We start from the raw sequence: 20,039 nt of genomic DNA, 5'->3' as shown, positions 1-20,039 counted from the left end.
CGGGGCCTACTGCTCGCCGTCCCCTCCCCCGGACAGCGGCGCGGGTCCAACTGCGGGCTCACCAGAAGGCACAGCCGCGGCTGCGCGCGGGAACAGCTTTGCCACCAAGTCGTCCAGCAGCGAGTAGACCACCGGGATGACCAGCAGCGTCAGGAACGTTGCGGTCAGCATTCCGCCCAGCACAGCCATGCCCAGCGGCCGGCGCCACTCGGCGCCGCTGGTACCCAGACCCAGAGCCACCGGCAGGGTCCCCAGGATCGTCGTGAGCGAGGTCATCAGGATCGGCCGCATCCGGACCCCCCCGCCCTCGATTAGGGCATCCCATCGCGAACGGCCGCGGATCCGGAGCTGGTTGACGTAGTCCACGAACACGATCGCGTTGTTCACCACGATGCCCGTGAGCATGATGATCCCCAGCAGCGACATGATGCTCACGTTGATGCGCGTGGCCAACAGCAGCGGGAAGACGCCCACCGCCGCCAGCGGGAGGGTGAACATGACCGTCAAAGGGTGCAGCAGCGACTCGAACTGGGCGGCCATCACCATGTACACGAACACGATCGCCAGCGCCAGCGATGTGAGCAGGTCACGGAACGATTCCGCCTGTATCTGCGCCTCTCCGCCGAAGAAGATATCGTAGCCGGGCGGGAGCGCCAGCGCACCGGTCTGCTTCTCGATGTCGGCGATGACCGCACCCAGTGGTCGTCCCTTCAGGTCGGCCGATACGACCGCTAGCCGGGCCCGGTTCTTCCTCTGCACGGAGGCCGCTCCGCGTGCCTCGTGCAGCGAGGCTACATCGCGCAGGCGTATCGCGGCCCCGTCCGGGGCGGTCCCCACGTTGATCTCACCGATGCGTTCCACCGCGTTCCGATCCTCGATCCTGGACCGCACCGTGATGTCGAACTCGTCCCCTCCGACGCGGTACCTCGTCACGGCGTTCCCCTCGATCGCGCTGCGGAGAGCGGTGCCGACGATGGCGGCGTTCAGCCCCAACCGCGAGGCGCGTGCGCGGTCGAGGGTGATCTGGATCTCGGACTTGCCCGCGGCCAGGGAGTTGTCCACATTCACTACGCCGGGGGTGGTGCGTACGATCTCCTCGACCCTCGCCGCCAGATCTGCGAGCCGGCGTTGATCGGACCCCGAGATCTCGATCTGTACCGGCGTCTGGCCACCGCCGGTCATGCTGGCGGAGGAGATCTTCACGTCCGCCGCCGGGATGTTGCCCATCTCCCGGCGCAGCGCGGCCATAATCTGCTCGACCGACCGCCGGCGCTCGGCCCGATCAACCAAGCTCACAGAGATGTCTGCCTTCTGCGAACCCGGCGTGGTAAACCCAAGACCCAGCGAGGTGGCGCCCACCAAGGTGAAGACGGTCTTCACCTCAGGCGTCTGCCGCAGGATCGCCTCGGCCTTCCGGGCGGCGGCGTCCGCCAGCGCCAACGAGCTGCCCTGGGGCATCTCAATCTGGACGCGAAACTCTCCGGTATCAGAGGTCGGGAAGAACTCCTTGCCGATGAGCGGTGAAGCTACCAGCGCCATGCTCGCCGCGAAGGCCAGGGTCGCCAGTCCCAGCGTGACGGCACGGTGCCGCAGGCACCACGCCAGCCATCCCTGGTAGCGCCGCACCAACGCGTCATAGGCGGCATCCCATCGAGCGAAGAAGCGCCCCTGCCGGGTGCCGCCGTTGTTCTTTCGCCTCAGCCAGCGCCCGGACAGCATAGGCGTCAGCGTGAACGCGATGAAGACCGAGATCAGGTTGGCAAAGACGACCGTGAGGCCGAACTGCCGGAAGAACTGCCCGACAATGCCGCTCGTGAAGGCAATCGGCACGAACACCGCGACGTTGGTCAACGAGCTGGCCATCACCGCCAGCTCGATCTCGCGCGAGCCTTCCCGCGCGGCGTCCTGGGGCGTCGGGTCGAGGTCCAGGTGCCGGTTTATGTTCTCGGTGACCACGATAGCGTTGTCCACCAGCACGCCCACCGATACAGCGAGGCCGAGCAGCGACATCATGTTGATCGTGAATCCCGCGAAGAACATTGGTAGGTAGGTGGCGATGATCGCGGTCGGCATCGCCAGCGCGATGATCAGCGTGCTGCGCACGTTGTGCAGGAACAGGAAGACCACGATGGCGACCAGGATCGCACCGAGCAGCAGGTTGCTCTGCACGTCGGCGACCGAGGAACGGATGAAGACCGACTGGTCCTGGGCGATGCTGAAGGTCACGTCGGCGGGCAGCGCGCGGCGCAGCTCCGCGACTGCCTTGCGCACGCCGTCGGCGACCTTGACGGTGTTCCCGCCGGCCTGCTTCTGGACGGTGACCCCAACGCTGTCGCGGCCGTTCAGGCGTGTGTGCTGGGTGGCATCCTTCTCAACGTCGCGGACCGCGGCCACATCCCCCAGACGCACCGTGGTGCCGTCGCGGCGGAGCACGTGCAGGTCGGCGATTTCCTCGAGGCCGGTGAACTGCCCTGTGAGCCGAACCAGGAACTCCCTGGATCCCTCGGCCACCTTGCCGCCGGGCACGTTTAGGTTCTCGGCGCGCAGGGTATCCTCGATCTGCGAAATGGCCAGCCCGAACGCCCGAAGCCGCTCCTGGTCTACCTCGACACGGATCTCGCGTACACGGCCACCGGTGACGCTAACGGCGGCCACGCCGGGAACCCGCTCGATTCGCGGTTTGACCACGTCGTCGGCGATCCGGCGCAACTCGCGCGGGGACCGGGCGCCGCTCAGCCCTATGTTGAGCACCGGCTCGCCGGCGATGTCGAGCTTCTGCACCACGGGCTGTTCGGCGTCCCTGGGGAAGCGCGCACGGGCGATGTCCACGCGCTGCCGCACGTCGGCGGTCGCGGCATCCACGCTCGTGCCCAGCTCGAACTGCACCGTAACGAACGCGATGCCTTCGCCCGCCATGCTGCGGACCTCGCGCACGTTGGGCAGGCTGGAAAGCTGATCTTCCAGCGGCTTGGCGACGAGGAGTTCCACCTCTTCCGGGCCGGCGCCCGGATAGACCACGGTCACGGTCACGAACGGGAACTGAATGTCGGGGGTCAACTCGACGGGCAGGCGCGTGTAGGAGACCAGACCCAGCACCATGAGCGCGCTGATGATCATGAGCACGAAGACCGGACGGCGGACGGCAATCCCTGAGAGCGACACTAGCGGGTCACCACCCGGACCTTGGTGCCCGGGGCCAGCACCTCCGGCCCCAGCACGACCACCTGTTCGCCAAGCGCCACGCCGGTACGCACCTCTACGCGGCTTCCCTGCGACAGGCCCAGCACAACGGACCGAACCTGAACGGCGCCGTCCACCACGATCCGCACAACGGGTTGGTCGCCGCCGGAGACGGCGGCCTTGGGCACCACAAGCACTCCGGCGCGCTGCTCAATGACGATCTCGCCGCGCGCGAAGGTTCCGGGCACGGCGGCCGCTGCGCCCGGCTTCAGCCGCAGCCGCACACCGGCCGCCCTGCTGATCGGATCGGCCACCGGCGTGATGAGCCGGACCGCGGCCTCAACCGGCTGGTCGGGCGCGCCTTCCAGCCGCAGCATCCCGCGCATGCCCACCCTGACCAATCCAATCTCGCGCTCGCCGATCTTGACCTCCACTTCCACCGCCTGGTCGTCGTATACCAGCACGGCGTAGCCGCCGCGGCCGGCGAAGTCGCCCGAGATGAGGTGGTCCCCAACCGAAGCGGTCAGGCCGGACACCCGACCGGAGAAGGGCGCCCGCAGGATCATGTGCCCCAGCCGCTGCCGGGCCATCGCCGCGACCGCGCGGACCTGCTCCACCTGCGCGCGCGCGGCCCGCAGTTCTTCGCTCCTGGCGCCGCTCTCGGCCACCGTCAACTGCTGCCGGGTGGAGTCGAGCGCCACCCGGGCGATCTCGATCTGCGTCTGCGCCGCCTGCACCTGTGCGCGCGCCTGGTCCTGTTGGAGCCGCGCCTGGTCCACCTGTGCCTGGGCGATTGCGCCGTCCCGCAGCAGTTGCTCGTGACGGCGCAGGTTGTCCTCGGCGACCCGTAGCGCGGCCTGCGCCAGCGCGGCCTGGGTCTCCGCGGCCTTCACCTGGTTCTGCGCCTGTGTGACGGCGTTTTGGATCACCTGCCGCTCCTGCGGCCGGAGCCCGCTCTCAAGCAGGGCCAGGCGGGCCTCGGCTGAGGCAACCGCGGCCTCGGCCTGCGTCAGATCGATCCGCTGGTCCGCCGGGTCGAGCTCGATCAGTGCCTGGCCGGCGGCCACGCGGGCGCCGTCCTGGACCAGCATGCGCGCGACGCGGCCGCTCACCTTGGGGTAGATCTCGGCCACGCGGGATGAGGTCACGGTACCGCTGACCTCGACCGTGTGCGATACCGTTCCCCGCTCCACCGCGGCGACCTCCACCGGGATCAGAACCGGCGCGGTCTGGTCGGATGCGGACGGGCTCCCCCGGCCGCGCAGCACCGTTCCTACGGCCACAACGATCAGCGCAAGCAATACCACCCACCACCAGCGACGCATCAGCACAGGCTCCTTCCGTACCTTGCGATATACCCCGAGGGGCCTTCTTCTAAACAACTCAATCCGCCCGCTTGACTATTCCATCCAGGAAGGCGTCGGCGACGTCCGGCGCCAGGCGCCGCAGTGGAACAGCCCTGCGGTCAACGATCCATTGTGACATCATGCCGTCCAGGAGCGCCACCAGCACCGGAGCAGCCACGCCGGAGCGCCCAGCATCCAGTTCGCCACGGTGCACGCCTTCTCGAACGAGGGCGTCGACCATCTGTCTGCCCTGACGGTACATATCGCGCGCCATGCCTTCCACTTCCCGGGCCAGCTCTAACCCCCCGGGCAGCGTGGAAAGCTGCAGTAGGTTGCAGAACTGCGGGTGGTCCGCGTAATAGGTGACGGCCGCGGCGATCACGGCCCGCAGGCGTGCGACCACGGAACCGTCGCCCCCGTGGGCAACGACCTTCAGGTGCTCGATCAGACGCGAGACCTCCTGCCGGATAACCGCCAGGAACAGCTCTCCCTTGTTCTCAAAATGCCAGTAGACGGCGCCCTTGCTGACCGCGGCACCGGCAGCGATCTCGTCCAGTATGGCCCGGTGGTATCCCTTCTGCGAGAACTCGCGCAGCGCCGAGTCCAGGATACGGGTACGGACGCCTGGCTGGTCGGTCATTGTACGGCGGGGCACCGGCCTCTCCTTCCTGCATACTGACTGGTCAGTATGCAGGTTACCCGAGGCGTTCCCCGGTGTCAACGCCCGCGGACCGGCCTGTTGGTTGCACTACCCCTGCAGCCGGCGGCGGCGGATGTCCTCGTCTATGGCGGCGCGCAGGCGGAAGGCGATGGTCACAGCCAGATCGCGCACCGATCCGCCCTCGGGCGGAACGTCCGCTGGGGTGAAGCGGAAGACCGCCCAACCACGGGCGAACACACCCCAGCCCTCCGGATACGCGGCCGAAGATACCTCGAACGGCTCGAGGTCCGCGTCGAAGAGCCGGTCGAGCAGGTCGGCCGCCTCCTTGATCCTGGCCGGATCCGGCAGCCGTACGATCGGACGGCCGTTGACCAGGAGATCGGCGAGCACCAGGCCTTCTTCAACGTGTTCTCGCACCGCGAGCACCAGGTAGTTGGCCGTAACCCGCCTTACGAGCGGAATCCGGCGGGCGCGCAGCTCGGACTCCACATACTGCGCGCGCTCAGCGGTCTTGGGGTGTTGGGCGAAGGCGCCCGGGTCGGGCCGTGGAGAGAGCTGCTCCAATCGCACCAACCGCTCCAGCACGGTCAGCACTGCGACGGGACTGTAGTGGGTCTTGGACAGGTAGGCAATCGAGGCGAGATCGGCGTCGCGCTCGAGATCGCGCGCGTATCCCGCCAGCAGGCCGGTGGAGAATATCTGCGCGCCCTGCGCTAGGTTGGCGTCGCGGGCGAAGATCGCAACCAGCAGGGTGACGAACGCGGCCTGGTTCGCGCGGCGCATCATCTCCATGCCGTGGGCGAGCGCTGCGTGTGCCACCTCGTGGGCAATGACCGCGGCCAGCTCGTGGTCGCTGCGGACGAACTTGAGCAGACCGGTTGTCACGTAGATGAACCCGCCCGGCAGCGCTACAGCGTTGACCTGGTCGAACTCCACCACCTTGAAGCTGTACGGAAGGCGCGGACGGTCGGAGAGCGCCGAGACCGCGGCGCCAATGTGGTTCACCCGGGCTATAACCGCGGCATCCTTGACGACCTTGAATCTGGCTTCGATCTCGGTAGCGGCCTGTCGGCCGATCCGAATCTCCCGGTCTTCGGCGGGCGCGGCCAGAGCAGGCGAGGCAACGGCCGCCAGCAACAGAACTGCCAGTATCCCTGCGGTAAGGCGCAGGACGGACGCGGCGCACGTGGGCCTGGTCACGAGAGCGCCACGAACCGGGCGAGGTTGAAGACCGCCCTGGCGTTGGACGTCGTGATCTCGGCAACCGTGCCGGCGGATACGCCGCGGGCGTGTGCGGCCGCCCAGGCCACCAGAGGCAGATGGGCCGGCTCGTTGCGCCGGCCGCGGTGCGGCTCGGGCGGAAGGTACGGGGCATCGGTCTCGAGGAGGAGGCGATCCGGGGGCACGAAGCGCACCACCTCCTGGGTCCGGCGCGCGTTGCGGTAGGTCAGCGGACCGCCCAGCCCCAGGTAGTAGTCTCGGTCCAAGCAGGACCGGGCGATCTCAAGCGATCCGGAGAAGCAGTGCATGACAACGCCCGAGGGCGCGCCTTCGTCCAGGATGCGCAGCACGTCCTGATGGGCGTCACGGCTGTGAATGATCACCGGGAGGTTCAGCTCACGAGCCAGGCCTAGGTGTGCGTGGAACGCGCTCGCCTGGGCCTCCCGCGGCGCGAAGCGCCGGAAGTAGTCCAGCCCGGTCTCGCCGACGGCCACGACCCTGGGATGGTGGGCCAGTGCCGCCAGTTCGCGCATCGCCTCGGGCGTGGCATCGCCTGCGTCGTGGGGGTGAATCGCCACGGATGCGAACACGTCCTTGTGCTGTTCTGCGAGGGTCACGGCGCGGCGGCTGGAAGCCAGCGAGGTGCCGATGGTGACGAACCCGCCCACGCCCGCCGCCCGGGCACGGTCCAGCACGGCCTCCCGGTCGGGGTCGAATGCCCCGTCGTCGAGGTGAAGGTGCGAGTCGAAGAGGTTGAGGATCACCTCTTCAGTCTACCGGGCGCCTGCGGGAGCCGCAACCTGCCGGACCGATCAGGAAATCCTCGACCCCACAGGCGGCGCGCCGTCCACGGTAAGGATCGCCACCTCGTCGTCCCCCCACGTCGCCGCCAGCAGCATCCCGCGCGACTCGACACCACGCACCTTGCGCGGCTGCAGGTTGGCCAGAACCACGATGCGCCGGCCGATCAGGTCGGCCGGCTGGTAGTGAGTGGCGATCCCGGCCACGATCGTACGCGTCTCGTCGCCTATGCTCACCGTCAACCTGACCAGCTTGTCCGTGCCCTGCACCCTCTCTGCGGCGGTAACCTCGCCGATACGCACGTCCAGGCGCTTGAACTCCTCGATCGTGATCTCGCTCACGGCATCTTCTCCCTCCCTGGCCGCAATTGCAGCGACGGGCTTTGGCCGCGTGTCTATGCGCGGGAAAATGGGGTTTCCTGTTCGCACGCGCAGGCCGGGGCACAGCCCGCCCCACCGCCTGGCATCTTCGATCCGCTGGACCTCCAGCGGCTGCTCGATGCCGAGCTGCTCCCAAACCCGCTGGGTGGCGACCGGCATAATCGGGGAAAGCACGATGGTGGCGATCCGCAGTGCCTCCAGCGTGTTGTACAGAATCGTCCCTGCCCGGTCGGTACGGCCCTGCTTGATGGCCGACCACGGCGCCTCTTCATCTATGTACTTGTTGGCCGCGCCCAGCAGCCTCCATACCTCGGCCAGCGCCTGGCTGAAGTTGAGGCGGCCCACGTGCTCGCCAAATGAGGCCACGACCGCGCGCGCGGTCTCTGCCAGGGCTGCATCGGTTCCTTCGGCCGGACCAGGCGCGGGGAGCACCCCGCCAAACTGGCGCGCAACAAGAGGGAGAGTGCGGTTGAGCAGATTGCCGTAGTCGTTGGCCAGGTCGGCGTTGAACCGGCCGATCAGGGCCGGCCGGTTGAAGTCACCGTCCGCGCCAAAGGGGACCTCGCGGAGGAGGAAGTAGCGCAGCGCGTCCACCGCCACCGCCGGCTCGGCCCCTGATGTCTCGGCCAGCTCGCGGCTGACGGCCACCGGGTCCAGGATGATCCCAAGCGACTTGCTGAACTTCTGCCCCCCAAACGTCAGGAATCCGTGCGCGAAGATCTGTCGGGGAGGCTCAAGCCCGGCGGCGTGCAGCACGATCGGCCAGATTACGGCGTGAAACCTCAGAATGTCCCGGCCCACAAGGTGCACCTCCGCCGGCCAGAACCTTCGGAACTGCTCCAGGTCGTCACCGTATCCGATGACCGTGATGTAGTTGATCAGGGCGTCAATCCAGACATAGGCCACCTGATCAGGGTCGAAGGGAAGCGGCACGCCCCACTTGAAGGTGGAACGGCTGACCGCGATGTCCCTGAGACCGGACCTCACGAAGCTCAGCACCTCGTTGCGCTGCGCCTCGGGCTCTATGAATCCTGGGTGGCGCTCGATGTGGCTCTGTATCCAGTCCTGGTACCTGGACAGGCGAAAGAGGTAGCAGGCTTCGGCGTTCCACTCGACCGGCCTGCCGGTGTGCACCGGACAGGTGCGGTCCACTCCCAACTCGGCCTCGGGATAGAACGACTCGCACGAGGAACAGTACCATCCCTCGTAGGTGCCCTTGTAGATGTCCCCTTGCTCGTACAGCCGCGTGAAGATCGCCTGCACCACCCGCTCGTGCCTGGGTTCGGTCGTGCGGATGTAGCCGTCGTGAGCGATGTGGAGGCCCGCCCAGAGATCGCGGAACGCGGCGGAGATCCTGTCGGCCCATACCTGGGGCTCCACCCCGTGGGCGCGCGCCACGCGTTCGATGTTGAGGCCGTGTTCGTCGGTGCCGGTGGCGAAGTACACGTCACGGCCGACCAGCCGGTGGAACCTGGCAGCGGCATCGGCCGCGATTGTCGTGTAGGCGTGCCCGATGTGCGGCACGTCGTTCACGTAGTATATCGGCGTCGTGATGTAGAACTTCTCCATCAGCCATACCCTTCCGGGAAACCGCGCTGGACCCCGGCTTCGCCAGGCGTAGGTTTGATTCTAGGCCTGGCCGTTTGAGAGTGTCAAATGCCGGTGGTTCCTAGGGCTCTGTAGGTCGGTTTCCGGTGTTGTATTGGATACCACCTCCCTGCCTTCTAGGAGTACGGCCGCCTGCGCCTAGATATGTGCCTGATGCGGCCTGCGCCTCCTACCCCTAGGCTGGAATCGGAGGTGGGTGCCATGCAGCATCAAACCACGGGTCCGCCGCAGACGGCAGAAAGGAAAGGGATCCTGCCCCGCGCTGCCGGGCTGAGCTTCGCACTGGGCCTGATCGCCCTGCGCGTCTGCTGGCTGCCAGGCATCAACTGCATCCTGGCCCTCGCCGCCATCACGCTGGGGATCCTGGGACTGTACAGGATCATGAAGACCCGCGGGGCAGAAGGTCTCGATGAGGCGGTCACCGGCATAGTAATAGGCGTCGTGGTCCTCGGCCTCTCGACGCTCTTCGTTGCGGCGTTCATGACGGCATGGCGGTAGAACACCCGGCCGCCTGCCTTACTCGCCGCTAGATCCTCTCCGCCACGAAGATCGCCGCCTCGGAGTCCATGGTGTACGGTTCACCCGCCAGGCCGCCGTAGAGGGCTACCAGCGTAAATCCGGCCGCGCCGAGCATCGCCCTTACCTCCGCAACTGTGAAAGCCCGGATGGACTGCGTCCACGCCTCCCTGCGGCCGTCTGGATAGATCACGGTGTTGACCCAGCTCAACCGGCCTGCCAGCGGGTCAAAGGCCCAGTCCTCGATCTCCAGGATCTCGTCGTGGCGCCGATCCAGCACGACCGGCTGGAAGTTGCGGATCTCGTGCTCGCGGTTCCAGAAGTCAATCAGCAGGCGGCCGCCGCGGCGCAGTACCCGTGCCACCCCATCCAGCATCACCTGGCTCTCGGCATCGGTCGTGAAGTAGCCGAAAGATAGGAACATGTTGATCGCGGCATCGAAGCCGCCCCCAAGCGGCAGCGCGCGCGCATCGCCCACCACGAACGCGGGGCTGACGCCGGCCGAGGCGGCGTGGCGGTACGCCTGCGCTACCTGGACTTCGGAGATGTCCACGCCGGCGACCGCGAAGCCCCTGCGGGCCATCTCCACGCTGTGGCGGCCGTAGCCGCTGCAGACGTCCAGCACGCGCGCGGGCGGCCGGAGATCCAGCAGGCGAAGCGCCTGATCCACCTGTGTTGCGGCGCGGTCCAGGTCGGCCTTCTGGTACAGATCGAAGAACTCCCGCCGGTTGAATACGTCATGCCACCATTCGGCGCGGCGGGTCACGGCGGAGCGTCCTGCTCGAGCGCGGCCAGATAATCGGCAATCAGCGCGCGGGCTTCGCCCTCGTGCTCAGGGGGCACCAGGATCTCTGCCACTATGCCGGCCTGGTCCCCGGCCATCGTCGGCACCCCGTAGCCGGGCACAACGCGCGATCGGATCATCGTGTGCACGCCGGCGGCCTCAAGCAGATCGCGGATCGCGATGGCCTCGAACTCGGTCGCGGCACCGTGCACCACCACCACGTCTCCGGGCGCAGGCCACATGGGCATCTCACACCACCCCGCTGGCGATCCTATAGGCGTCGCGCGACGGCAGGCCGTACGCCTCGGCAAGCGCCCTGGCCGCATCGCGTCGAGAGAGTCCCTGCGCCACCAGGCGCGCGGCGAACTCCTCGGGGGATGCGCGCTCCTCGCCCACCCGGGCGGACGGCGAAGATCCGGCCTCGCCCGCGCCCGCAACCGCCCCCGCAACCGCGCCCTCGACCAACAGCGTAATCTCACCCCTGGGCGGCGTGCTCAATGCCGCGCGCACCTCGGCAGCAGTGCCGCGCAGGACTTCCTCGTGCACCTTGGTGATCTCGCGCGCCAGCACCACCCGGCGCGGGCCCAGGACCGACTCGATGTCGGCCAGCGTGTCGCGCACGCGGTGTGGGCCCTCGAACAGCACCAAGGCCATGGGCAGCCGGGCCAGCGAGGCAAGTACGCGCCGCCGCTGGCCGGTCCTAGCCGGGAGAAAACCGATGAAGGCGAACCGATCGGCTGGGAAGTCGGCCAGGGACACCACCGCGGTCACGGCGCTTGCTCCGGGGATTGGCACGATCTTGAACCCGTCCGCCACGGCGGCGGCCACCAGATGGGAACCCGGGTCGGAGATCGCGGGCGTGCCGGCATCGGAGACGACGGCCACGCTCCTCCCCTCCCGCAGCAGACCCAGAATCTGCGGGATGCGGGCCCGCTCGTTGTGCTCGTGGAGGCTCAGCGTCGGCGTCCGGATCCCCAGGTGGGCCAGCAGCCCTCGCGTGTGACGCGTGTCCTCGCACGCGACCACGCTGACCTCGCGCAGCATGCGCACCGCGCGGCCCGTAATATCCTCAAGGTTGCCGATCGGCGTCGCCACCAGGTAGAGCGTGCCGGATGCGCTCATCGTCAGCCCCTCAACCCCAACAACAGCACCAGCGCCGCCCGTCCTTGACAGCACCGCGGTTGCGTGGCTATCCTTGATTTTGCACTCGGTACGCGCGGAAGTGGCGGAATTGGCAGACGCGCAGGCCTCAGGAGCCTGTGGGCCAAAAGCTCGTGGGAGTTCAAATCTCCCCTTCCGCACCAACCCCTATTGATCTTTCCAGGCCTTCAGCCGGTCGAAGTTGGCAAGTCCGCCGCCGCCGATCCTCGATGCCGGATCCCAGTAGAAGGTGGTATTCTGGTCGAACTGCATCTGATACGAGAGGATGGCGCCGTTGGTGAGTTGCGCCCGGTCCAATTGAAAGCCGCCACCTGGGACGATGAAGGTCCCGGAGATCAGACCCGACTGGTTGAAGTGCACGGCCCCGCACGTGGCCTCCCCGCCCAGGCAGTCGCCCGCGTCTCCATTCGGCTTGTTGGACAGGACGTTGATCGTGAACCGATCCCCGGTGATCGCGGAAGGCGTCGCCCCTGTTGTGGTTGATCCGAAAACGGACAACTGCTCCGCCTTGAGCGCCTGCCTGGCCGCGCCGGCGGGATTGGCTTCAGGCTCCAGCAGCCAGAGCACGACCCTGCCGGATCCAGTGATCACCAGGCGGGCGCACTTGCCGACCCAGAGGCGGCGCATCCGCACGGTGACGGTGGCGTTGGGATCGGTGCCTGAGTCTATGATCAGCGTGGCGCGCTGGTCGACGTCGGCGGGACAGACATTGGTGCCGGACGATGACAGGGTCACGTCACCGTAGTTCACCACTGGATCGAGGGTAACGGTGGTGCCGGCGGCCACGGGGAGGGGACCGGCACCCGCCGACGAAGGGGGGGCAAGCGTCACCGGCGGGCAGACCGACCCTGCCGGCTGGTTGGGCGCGAGGGTCCCTTCTATCTGCGCGGACGTGCAGGTGCCGCCGCCGCAGGTAATCGTGCCCACCGCGGTTACGCTCCCGGAGTAACCCTGCGCCGGAGCAGGCACCGGTGCCGGGCAGGCGCCCCCGGCATTGGAATCGCAGACCTTAGCCGGGGTCCCCCCGCGGGCCAGGGTGATGTTGCCGTCGCTGCCCACGTCTCCGTAAATCCTCACACCCTGATCGAGGTTGACCCCGTCGTAGGCACAAACGGCGTAGCTGCTCGTGGAGGAGGTCGTGCCCTCAACTACTGCGGTTACCACGCGCATGGGGCCAGGCACTATGAGGCGGCCCTCGGACCGGATCCGCCGGTAGGCGGCGTTCGGACCGGAGCAACCGGCCCCGGTAGGGACCGTGCCGTCCAGACACCTTACGGCAATCGCGGCGTAGCCCACTGCAGCGCCCGTGGTTCCATCGGCGCTGATGGGCACCGCAGTGGCCTCGCCGGTGTAGGCGGCGGCCGCCGAGCCAAGAGCCTGCATGCGGGCGATGGCGTAGTGAAGGCCGGCCTCGGCCACGTTGAAGACCTGCACGGCCTGCTGCTGGCGGATCCCGGCCGCCAGGTCGGACCTGACGACGATCATCACGGTGGCGGTAACAATCATGATTATGATGAGGACGAGGATCGTGGAGAGCAGGGCCGCGCCCCGTTCCATGGTTCTTGCGGTTCTCATGGCGGATACGTCTCCGTTGGGCTGAGCCAGTTGTTCACGTCGGGCCGGGGGTTCCGCAACATGACCAAGCGTGTGAAGGTCTGTGCCTGCGGACCTGACGTGCCTTCTTCCCCCTGGACCGTCAGCGTGATCTCGATGAGCCTGATGCCGCGGACCTGCTCCGGGTCGGTGATCTGCCCGCCCATGGGGACGGAAATCAGATCGCCGGTGCGCGCGAAGTATCTGAACACCAGCGCGGTCACCGGGATGCGCGGGTTGGAGACCACCGACGAAGAGACGGTGGACGAGTTCCAGGCCACAGAGCACGGAGCCCTCTCCTCGACAACCGCCCCGTTCTCCAGACGGTAGCCCAGGGTGATGACCTCGTTCCCGGCCACGGTGTCCGAGTTGAGGATCTCGCCGCTCACGTAAACGCTCCCCGACTGCGGGCGAAGACCTGAGTCCTCTGCCACCACCATGTCCTTGCAGCGCACCTGCGCCTGGGCGTCGGGATAGACGTTCAGGCCGGCGTTGCGCAGCCGTTCGGACATCCACTCAAGGGTCTGCCGCGCCGATTCGGTGTCGGCGGAACGCACCGCGACGATCATCTTGCCGCGCATCGCTGCGCCCACAAGCACCGACATCGTCCCAATAATCATCACCATCACCAGGACGGCAACCAGCATCTCAACCAGGGTTGTCCCGGCCTGGCCCGCCTGCGCCGGGGCCCTGGCCGCAGCCCTACTGGTAGGTGAAGTTCGCCACATAGGTCACCAGGATAGTGTATGGCGGCGAGGCCGGTGTCTGGTACAGCCGTACCACGAGTCGCTTGAGCGGCAGACCGGAGATCGGGGTAACCTCCACCTCTGCTTGGTGGAACCCGGCCGGCACGCGGGGCTCCAGTAGATCCGCGTAGTCAAGGTATCCGTTGTTGGCCAAAGCGGTGTCGGGGAACCTGCGCGGTGCGGTCGTGATCGGTACCCCGTAGCCCTGGACACGCAGGAAGTCCAGCTCCGACTGCACCCAGGCCGCGGCCTGCGCCCGGATGAAGGCCCTGCGCGACTGGGTCAGGCTGAAGAGCACACCCCCCAGCACGGTGGTGGCCATCATTCCCAGGACGGCCACGGCCACGACCACTTCTATCAGGGTGAAGCCGCGCCCGGGCCTCCTACGGTTCACTGTAGCTCACCCGGCCTGTGCCGTCTTCCACCCGAATGGTGTACGACCGCCCGGTAGAGGTGCTGCTTACCGTCAGCGTCAGCGGTGTCGAGGGCACGCCCCTGCGGTCGAAGACCACCTGCTGCTGTGGAGACCCAAATGTGATGTGCCCGGGCAGGACTTCCTGTCGGAGGGTTGCGCCGCCGACCACGGCGATCGTGTATGTCTGATTCAGGAACGTCGCACGCACGCTAACTCGCCGGGTGATCGCATCCTGCTGCCCGGAGCTGAGGTCGGCCGCCACGCCACGGACCCACCCGTCAACTTCCTCGCGGGCGGCGGCCAGGCGAATCCCGTGGACGGCGGCCGAAAGCAGGATCCCCACAAGGGACAGCACAGCCACTAACTCTATGAGCGAGTAGGCCCGCTCTCCGGAGGCGTGCCTCATGAAACCACTTCTCAAACCCTCTGACTCTGGAGCACTATCCACATGGTATCACAACTGGTGGAGTCCCGCCCACTCAGTTCCGACCGAACGCGAAGACCTTATCGAGAGGAATCACCGCGCGCACGGCTCCGCGTGGCATCGGGGTGCGGTGGTCGGCCATCACTACCTCTTCACCCACCCTTATGTAAGCGCGGTAGCCCGCCCCGAGGAAGAGCACATCCACGACCTCACCGTCCACCCAGGCCGAACCGGCAGGCGCTGGTTCCTGCGGCGACGCCAGTTGAATGTCCTCCGCGCGGAAGATGAGAGAGCCGGCCGCGGAGGGCAGGATCCGGCCGTCAGGATCCATCACCGCCGCAAGCACGTTCGTGGAGCCCAGAAATTCCGCCACGAACGGGCTCTTGGGGTGCGCATAGACCTCTTCGGGACGACCGGCCTGAGCGACGCGCCCACCCTCCATGACCACGACCATATCCGCGATGCTCATCGCCTCTTCTTGGTCGTGGGTGACGTAGATTGCGGTGATGCCGGTGCGGCGCTGCAGCGCCCGAATCTCGACGCGCACGCGGTGGCGGATCTTCGCGTCCAGGTTGCTGAGCGGCTCGTCCAGCAGCAACACCTGAGGACGGACGGCGATGGCCCGGGCCAGCGCCACGCGCTGCTGCTGCCCGCCTGAAAGCTGGCGGGGCTTTCGCCCCTCTATCCCGGGGACGCGATCGAGCTCCACAAGATCCAGCGCCTCGCGCACTCTCTGCTCGACGTCGCGGCGGGAGACCTTGCGCAATCGCAGGGCGAAGGCCAGGTTCTCAAAGACCGTCATGTGTGGCCAGAGTGCGTAGCTCTGAAAGACCATGGCCGCGTCGCGCGATTGAGGCTGCGTGTACGTGACGTCCCGATCACCCATCCGGATCCGGCCGCGGTCCGGAGCCACGAATCCGGCCAGGCAGCGCAGAAGCGTGGTCTTGCCGCACCCCGAGGGGCCGACCACCGCGGTCAGAGCGCCCGATGGGAAAGCCTGGCTCACGCCATCCAGCGCGGTAACCTGTCCGTACCGCTTGGTTAGGTCTTCGACGCGAACATCCATCTTTCTAAGTCACCCTCCGAACGTGCTCACAGACGCCCGAAGAACGCCAGGTACTCGGCCCGCAGGAAGCGCTCCATGAGCACCAGGAGGAGCACCCCAGGTACCATCAGGACAAGCGCGGTAACCGAAGCAATCTGGAGTTCATATCCCAGGCTCGCCGTGTACATGTAAACGGGCAGCGTCGTAACGTACGGTGCGCCCACCAGCAGGGTACCGGTGAACTCATCCAGTGAGTATATGAAGACCAGGATCGAGCTGGCCACCACCCCCGGCAGCGCCAGCGGCAGCGAGATCCGGAAGAACGTCCGCGTCACCGAGGCGCCGAGGTTTATTGCCGCCTCTTCAATGTCCTCCCCGATCGCGCGGAAGACGGCGGTCATTGTCCAGACGGCGTAGACCAGCCCGCCCACCAGGTGGATCAGAACGACGCCTGCATACGTGCCCGCCAGGTTCCAGCGGTAGAACAACACCGCGGCGCTGGCGAAGACCGGCAACTGCGGAAAGGCCTGTGGCAGAAGGAACAGCATGAGCAACACCGGACCCAGCGGCAGGCGCGCCCTGGCGGCCCCGTAGGAGACCGGGATTGCGGCCACCAAAGCCACCACGGTGGTCACCGATGCGATAGCCACGCCGCGGGTAAGGGCGGCCAGCAGATCTCCTTGGGTAATGCGGGCCCAGTACTTCAGCCCTACCTGCTGGGGCAGCAGCGCCGGCCAGTGCCAGCGCTCGGCGACCGACCACAGCACCAGCCCTGCCAGCGGCCCGACGACGGCTGCCAGGAGCACGGCCACAAGCGCCGCCCGCAGAACCAGCGCCAGCAGTCCCCTGGGCCGGTCTCGCTGGTGGGCCGCAGGCGGCACGGTCGCGTTCACTGCCGCACGACGCCCTTCAGGTAGTAGTAGGCGGCTCCCGCGGCCAGGAGGTAGGACACTACGCCGATCGCGCTGGCCGTGCCGAAGTCGCCGTGCAGCCCGTAACGGTGGTAGAGGTCAATCATCAACATCTGAGGCCCGGACCCCTTCGTCATCATAAGGGGGATAGAGAACGAGGCCAGCATCGACGTAAGCGATAGCACCACTGCCAGCCCGATTGACGGTGCCGCCATGGGCACCATAACCGCCCAGATCTGCCGAAGCGTCCCGGCGCCGAAGCCCCGCGCGGCCTCCAGGTACTCCTCGCCCACCCCCCGGAACGCGCCCATCAGCAGCAGGACCACCAGGGCCAGGTGCTTCCACGCCAGCGCTATTGAAAGCCCCAGCCATCCCTCGCTGATCGCCAGGGTTGTGTCCTGGGATACCAGCCCCAGCGCGTGCAGGAAGATCAGCAGCGTGCCACGCGGGGCCAGGAAGATGCGCATCGCATGCCCGACGACCACGAACGGAACGAAGAGCGGGACCTTCAATAGAAATTCGGCGGTCTGCGAGTGGTGCAGCCGCAGGTAGCCGCTGAGGGGGATGCCGATCCCGAAGGTCAGCACCAACCCCGCAGCGGCCACCAAGACCGTGTAGACGACGTCTTGCCTGTATAACCTGTAGACCAGCTCGTAGTTCGCCAGCGTCAGAACGCCGTCGCGCGTGAACGACGCGACAAGCGACTGCACCAGCGGAAACCCAAAGCCGACGATGATCACCATGGTGGCCGGTATTGCCGCCAGCCACCACAGGACCTGCTCCGCCGGCCGTGCCGCGTTCACCTAACGCACGATCTCCTCGTAGGCCAGCAGGATGAAGTCATAGTACTCGGCCAGCGGCATCTGCCGCGAGTAGCGGGCTAGGTCCTCGGCGGTCACGCCTCGGAACAGCAGCGCCTTGGCCTTGTCCGACACCAGCGGCATCACCCGGTTGGGGTCAATCCCCGGGTACCAACCGAACTGCTCCACGATGACCTTGGCCTGGATGTGTGGGTTGGCCACCAGGTCTATGTACTTCGCGGCCCAGTCGCGGTTGGCCGCCTCGCGCGGCACCGTCAGGTAGAGCGGGTAGATGGGCAGCCCGGGCGCGATCAGCACCGGGGTGATATCCGGGTTCATGCGCCCCTCGTTCTTCCAGGCCACGAGCTGGTCCACCCACACCGCGCCCATCCATATCTCGCCGCGGTTCAAGGCGTCCAAGGTGCCGGCATTGCCCGAGGTGACCGTGACATTCCGGTTGAACTCCCGAAGCTGCTCGATGGACGAGCGGATCATCCCCTCATGGGCTTTGTCGTAGGGTCCCTGGAGGAGAAGATCGTACTGCCCGGTCTTGTAGAACACCCACCCCATGGTGAAACCGATACCAGAGACACCGCCCCGTATTCCGTTGTAGCCGAACCGCCGGGGGTTGGCCCGCACCCAGGCCTCTAGCTCGGCGAATGTCCGGGGTGGCTTGCTCACGAACTGCGGGTTGTAGGCTATGGCTATCTGATTGCGAAACATGGGGACCACGTAGCCCTTGATGTCCACCCCGAACGCCCGTACCGTGTCGGGACCCACCACGTAGGGTGCGAACTGGAGGTCGGAGGTGAACCTGTGCAGCAGGTTCTCCCTCACCATCTGCGCAGCGTATCGCATCGAGACCACCGCCACGTCAATGTCCCAGTTGCGGCGCCCGGCGTCGGCCTGCGCCTTGAGCTTGGTATAGATCGCCCGGCTGGCTGCCTCGCCGGTGCCGGTGCCCACAACGTTGAAACCTACCGTCGGGTGGTTCTTGCTGAACGCCACGCCCAGGAAGTTCCGATGAACCTCTACGACGTTGACGTCCGCTGCAATGGCCACCTGCAGCGTCACGCGAGACTGTCCGTACCCTGCGGGGCCAGCGGCCGCGACGACCACCAGCACCACAAGGACTGCAATCAGCCTTCTCATGGTTCTTCCCTCCTCCCCTTTGGGGAACGTTCTTCGTGAGGCACGTTACCCTCCGCAGAGCGCCGGCGCTCGACGGCCGCCTCCCAGGCAAGTGCCACTGCCTCAATGGGTTTGTCCACGCGCCGGATGGGATCGGCCTCAATCCCGGCCCGTTGCATCACCCAGGTCCCGTAACCCACCACCGTGACGCCCATCTTGAGCGCGTAGGCGATCTCCGAAAGCGTTCCGTAGGCGCCTCCTATCGCAATCACCGCCTCCGCCGTGCGCGCGATCAGGACATTGCGCCCCTCTCCCATGCCCGTAACGATGGGTATGGTCACGTGAGGGCTGCCTCCATCGGCGGTGGACCCTGGGAGGATGCCAACGACGACGCCCCCCTCGCGGGCCGCACCCCGCGCCGCGCCGGCCATCACCCCTCCCATCCCGCCGCAGACAACCACGCCGCCCCTGCGGGCGACCTCCCGGCCGACTTCCTCGGCCACAGCAACAAGCGCCGGAGAGGCGTCCTGCTCACCTATCACGCCGATCCGCACCGGCCTATTCACGGTAGACCTCGTAGCAGTAGTCAATGGGGATCTCCCGGTCCACGAACGTCGTGCCCTCCACGACCAACACCGGGTCGCCCGGCGCGACCCCCAGCAGCGCCGCCTCTGCTCGGCTGGGTTTGGCCGCGCGGTAGGCCCGGTCGCCCCGCGTGATCCGATAGCCGTACCGGTTCTGGATGATGAGGTAGAGCGAGTCCTCCTCGAGGTTGCAGCGGTCCAGGTCGGGACAGCGGGACAGTGGGATGTTGGAAACGTTGTAGGCAATGGGCTGGCCGTGTACCGCGCGGATGCGCCGGATCTGCAGCACGCGCTCCCCTGGCCCCAGGCGCAGCGCCTTCTGGATCGGGCCGGACGGGATCACCCGCCGGACGCCGAGCAGCTTGTTCTGAACCTCCAGCCCCCGGGACCTCATTTCCTCAGTGAATGAAATCACCGTCCAGAACCGACGCAGGGCGCGGGGCCGCGTGACGAAGGTACCCTTCCCATGATCGCGGCGGAGGAAGCCATCGTTGACCAGTTCGGAGACGGCCTGTCGCACCGTCATCCTGCTAACCCCGAGCTGCGAGGTCAGCTCCTGATCAGACGCGAATCGTGCACCCTCAGTCCACCGTCCCTCCTGGATCTCGCGCATGAACTTTGCTTTGAGCTGAAGATACTTGGGAACGCGGGAGTGGGGGTTAATCGTGGACCGCACTAGACGTCTAGATGACATCGCCTCTTAAGCATGACCCGTACGGTGCACCCCTGTCA

Annotated in this window: 20 protein-coding genes and 1 tRNA gene; 2 read left to right on the top strand and 19 right to left on the bottom strand. The window is 66.9% G+C overall.

All coding sequences use genetic code 11. The features are described 5' to 3' along the window. Nucleotides 1-6: 6 nt before the first annotated feature. The 6 genes from RDU83_02005 to metG form a co-directional block, all read right to left on the bottom strand. A complete protein-coding gene (locus RDU83_02005; GenBank protein MDQ7839785.1) occupies nt 7-3,162 on the bottom strand; it encodes an efflux RND transporter permease subunit in 3,156 nt (1,051 codons plus the stop codon). Beyond that, entirely contained in the window at nt 3,162-4,505 is a 1,344-nt protein-coding gene (locus RDU83_02000) for an efflux RND transporter periplasmic adaptor subunit (protein ID MDQ7839784.1), read from the bottom strand. The genes RDU83_02005 and RDU83_02000 overlap by 1 nt, the downstream gene beginning before the upstream one ends. Nucleotides 4,506-4,563: 58 nt before the next feature. Further along, nucleotides 4,564-5,181, bottom strand: a complete 618-nt coding sequence (locus RDU83_01995) for a TetR family transcriptional regulator (protein MDQ7839783.1) — start codon at nt 5,179-5,181, stop codon at nt 4,564-4,566. Between the two features lie 93 nt (nt 5,182-5,274). After that, nucleotides 5,275-6,387 carry a M48 family metalloprotease gene (locus RDU83_01990; protein ID MDQ7839782.1) on the bottom strand — a complete coding sequence of 371 codons (1,113 nt, stop codon included), beginning with the start codon at nt 6,385-6,387 and terminating at the stop codon, nt 5,275-5,277. Then, on the bottom strand, nt 6,384-7,172 hold the full coding sequence (locus RDU83_01985) for a TatD family hydrolase (GenBank protein ID MDQ7839781.1): 789 nt from the start codon (nt 7,170-7,172) through the stop codon (nt 6,384-6,386). Before RDU83_01985 ends, RDU83_01990 begins: the two co-directional genes overlap by 4 nt. 48 nt (nt 7,173-7,220) lie before the next feature. Then, nucleotides 7,221-9,158, bottom strand: coding sequence for a methionine--tRNA ligase (gene metG, locus RDU83_01980; protein MDQ7839780.1), 1,938 nt, complete (start codon nt 9,156-9,158; stop codon nt 7,221-7,223). Nucleotides 9,159-9,398: 240 nt separating this feature from the next. On the opposite strand from metG, the gene RDU83_01975 reads away from it, so the two are divergent. After that, nucleotides 9,399-9,695 (top strand): hypothetical protein, encoded by a 297-nt coding sequence (locus RDU83_01975; GenBank protein ID MDQ7839779.1) that lies wholly within the window; start codon nt 9,399-9,401, stop codon nt 9,693-9,695. 28 nt (nt 9,696-9,723) lie between these two features. On the opposite strand, the gene RDU83_01970 is transcribed toward RDU83_01975, so the two are convergent. Genes RDU83_01970 through rsmI form a run of 3 tightly spaced genes read right to left on the bottom strand, consistent with a single transcriptional unit; the run spans nt 9,724 to nt 11,619 of the window. After that, entirely contained in the window at nt 9,724-10,479 is a 756-nt protein-coding gene (locus RDU83_01970; protein ID MDQ7839778.1) for a methyltransferase domain-containing protein, read from the bottom strand. Next, a complete protein-coding gene (locus RDU83_01965; protein MDQ7839777.1) occupies nt 10,476-10,745 on the bottom strand; it encodes a DUF2007 domain-containing protein in 270 nt (89 codons plus the stop codon). Before RDU83_01965 ends, RDU83_01970 begins: the two co-directional genes overlap by 4 nt. A gap of 1 nt (nt 10,746) precedes the next feature. After that, a complete protein-coding gene (rsmI, locus tag RDU83_01960) occupies nt 10,747-11,619 on the bottom strand; it encodes a 16S rRNA (cytidine(1402)-2'-O)-methyltransferase (GenBank protein MDQ7839776.1) in 873 nt (290 codons plus the stop codon). 94 nt (nt 11,620-11,713) lie between these two features. On the opposite strand from rsmI, the gene RDU83_01955 reads away from it, so the two are divergent. Beyond that, nucleotides 11,714-11,801: transfer RNA gene (locus RDU83_01955), tRNA-Leu, on the top strand. A gap of 4 nt (nt 11,802-11,805) precedes the next feature. Here RDU83_01955 and RDU83_01950 read toward each other — a convergent pair. From RDU83_01950 to RDU83_01905, 10 genes are all read right to left on the bottom strand, one after another. Then, nucleotides 11,806-13,233, bottom strand: coding sequence for a hypothetical protein (locus tag RDU83_01950; protein ID MDQ7839775.1), 1,428 nt, complete (start codon nt 13,231-13,233; stop codon nt 11,806-11,808). Continuing rightward, the gene (locus RDU83_01945) at nt 13,230-13,898 is read right to left on the bottom strand and encodes a hypothetical protein (GenBank protein MDQ7839774.1); all 669 of its coding nucleotides are present in this window, start codon (nt 13,896-13,898) and stop codon (nt 13,230-13,232) included. Before RDU83_01945 ends, RDU83_01950 begins: the two co-directional genes overlap by 4 nt. A gap of 55 nt (nt 13,899-13,953) precedes the next feature. Next, complete coding sequence (locus RDU83_01940) at nt 13,954-14,391, bottom strand: prepilin-type N-terminal cleavage/methylation domain-containing protein (protein MDQ7839773.1); 438 nt, start codon at nt 14,389-14,391, stop codon at nt 13,954-13,956. Beyond that, nucleotides 14,381-14,818, bottom strand: a complete 438-nt coding sequence (locus RDU83_01935; protein MDQ7839772.1) for a GspH/FimT family protein — start codon at nt 14,816-14,818, stop codon at nt 14,381-14,383. The genes RDU83_01940 and RDU83_01935 overlap by 11 nt, the downstream gene beginning before the upstream one ends. Nucleotides 14,819-14,891: 73 nt before the next feature. Then, a complete protein-coding gene (locus RDU83_01930; protein MDQ7839771.1) occupies nt 14,892-15,902 on the bottom strand; it encodes an ABC transporter ATP-binding protein in 1,011 nt (336 codons plus the stop codon). Nucleotides 15,903-15,928: 26 nt separating this feature from the next. Next, the gene (locus RDU83_01925) at nt 15,929-16,774 is read right to left on the bottom strand and encodes an ABC transporter permease subunit (GenBank protein MDQ7839770.1); all 846 of its coding nucleotides are present in this window, start codon (nt 16,772-16,774) and stop codon (nt 15,929-15,931) included. Then, nucleotides 16,771-17,595: a sugar ABC transporter permease gene (locus RDU83_01920; protein ID MDQ7839769.1), complete on the bottom strand. Its 825-nt coding sequence runs from the start codon at nt 17,593-17,595 to the stop codon at nt 16,771-16,773. The genes RDU83_01925 and RDU83_01920 overlap by 4 nt, the downstream gene beginning before the upstream one ends. Beyond that, nucleotides 17,596-18,744, bottom strand: a complete 1,149-nt coding sequence (locus RDU83_01915; protein ID MDQ7839768.1) for an extracellular solute-binding protein — start codon at nt 18,742-18,744, stop codon at nt 17,596-17,598. Next, nucleotides 18,741-19,289 carry a TIGR00725 family protein gene (locus RDU83_01910; protein MDQ7839767.1) on the bottom strand — a complete coding sequence of 183 codons (549 nt, stop codon included), beginning with the start codon at nt 19,287-19,289 and terminating at the stop codon, nt 18,741-18,743. The genes RDU83_01915 and RDU83_01910 overlap by 4 nt, the downstream gene beginning before the upstream one ends. Continuing rightward, nucleotides 19,282-20,001 carry a GntR family transcriptional regulator gene (locus RDU83_01905; protein ID MDQ7839766.1) on the bottom strand — a complete coding sequence of 240 codons (720 nt, stop codon included), beginning with the start codon at nt 19,999-20,001 and terminating at the stop codon, nt 19,282-19,284. Before RDU83_01905 ends, RDU83_01910 begins: the two co-directional genes overlap by 8 nt. Nucleotides 20,002-20,039 lie beyond the last annotated feature (38 nt).

This window comes from bacterium, from assembly GCA_031082185.1.
GTDB lineage: Bacteria > Sysuimicrobiota > Sysuimicrobiia > Sysuimicrobiales > Humicultoraceae > VGFA01.
This window is presented reverse-complemented; position numbering and strand designations above follow the sequence as displayed.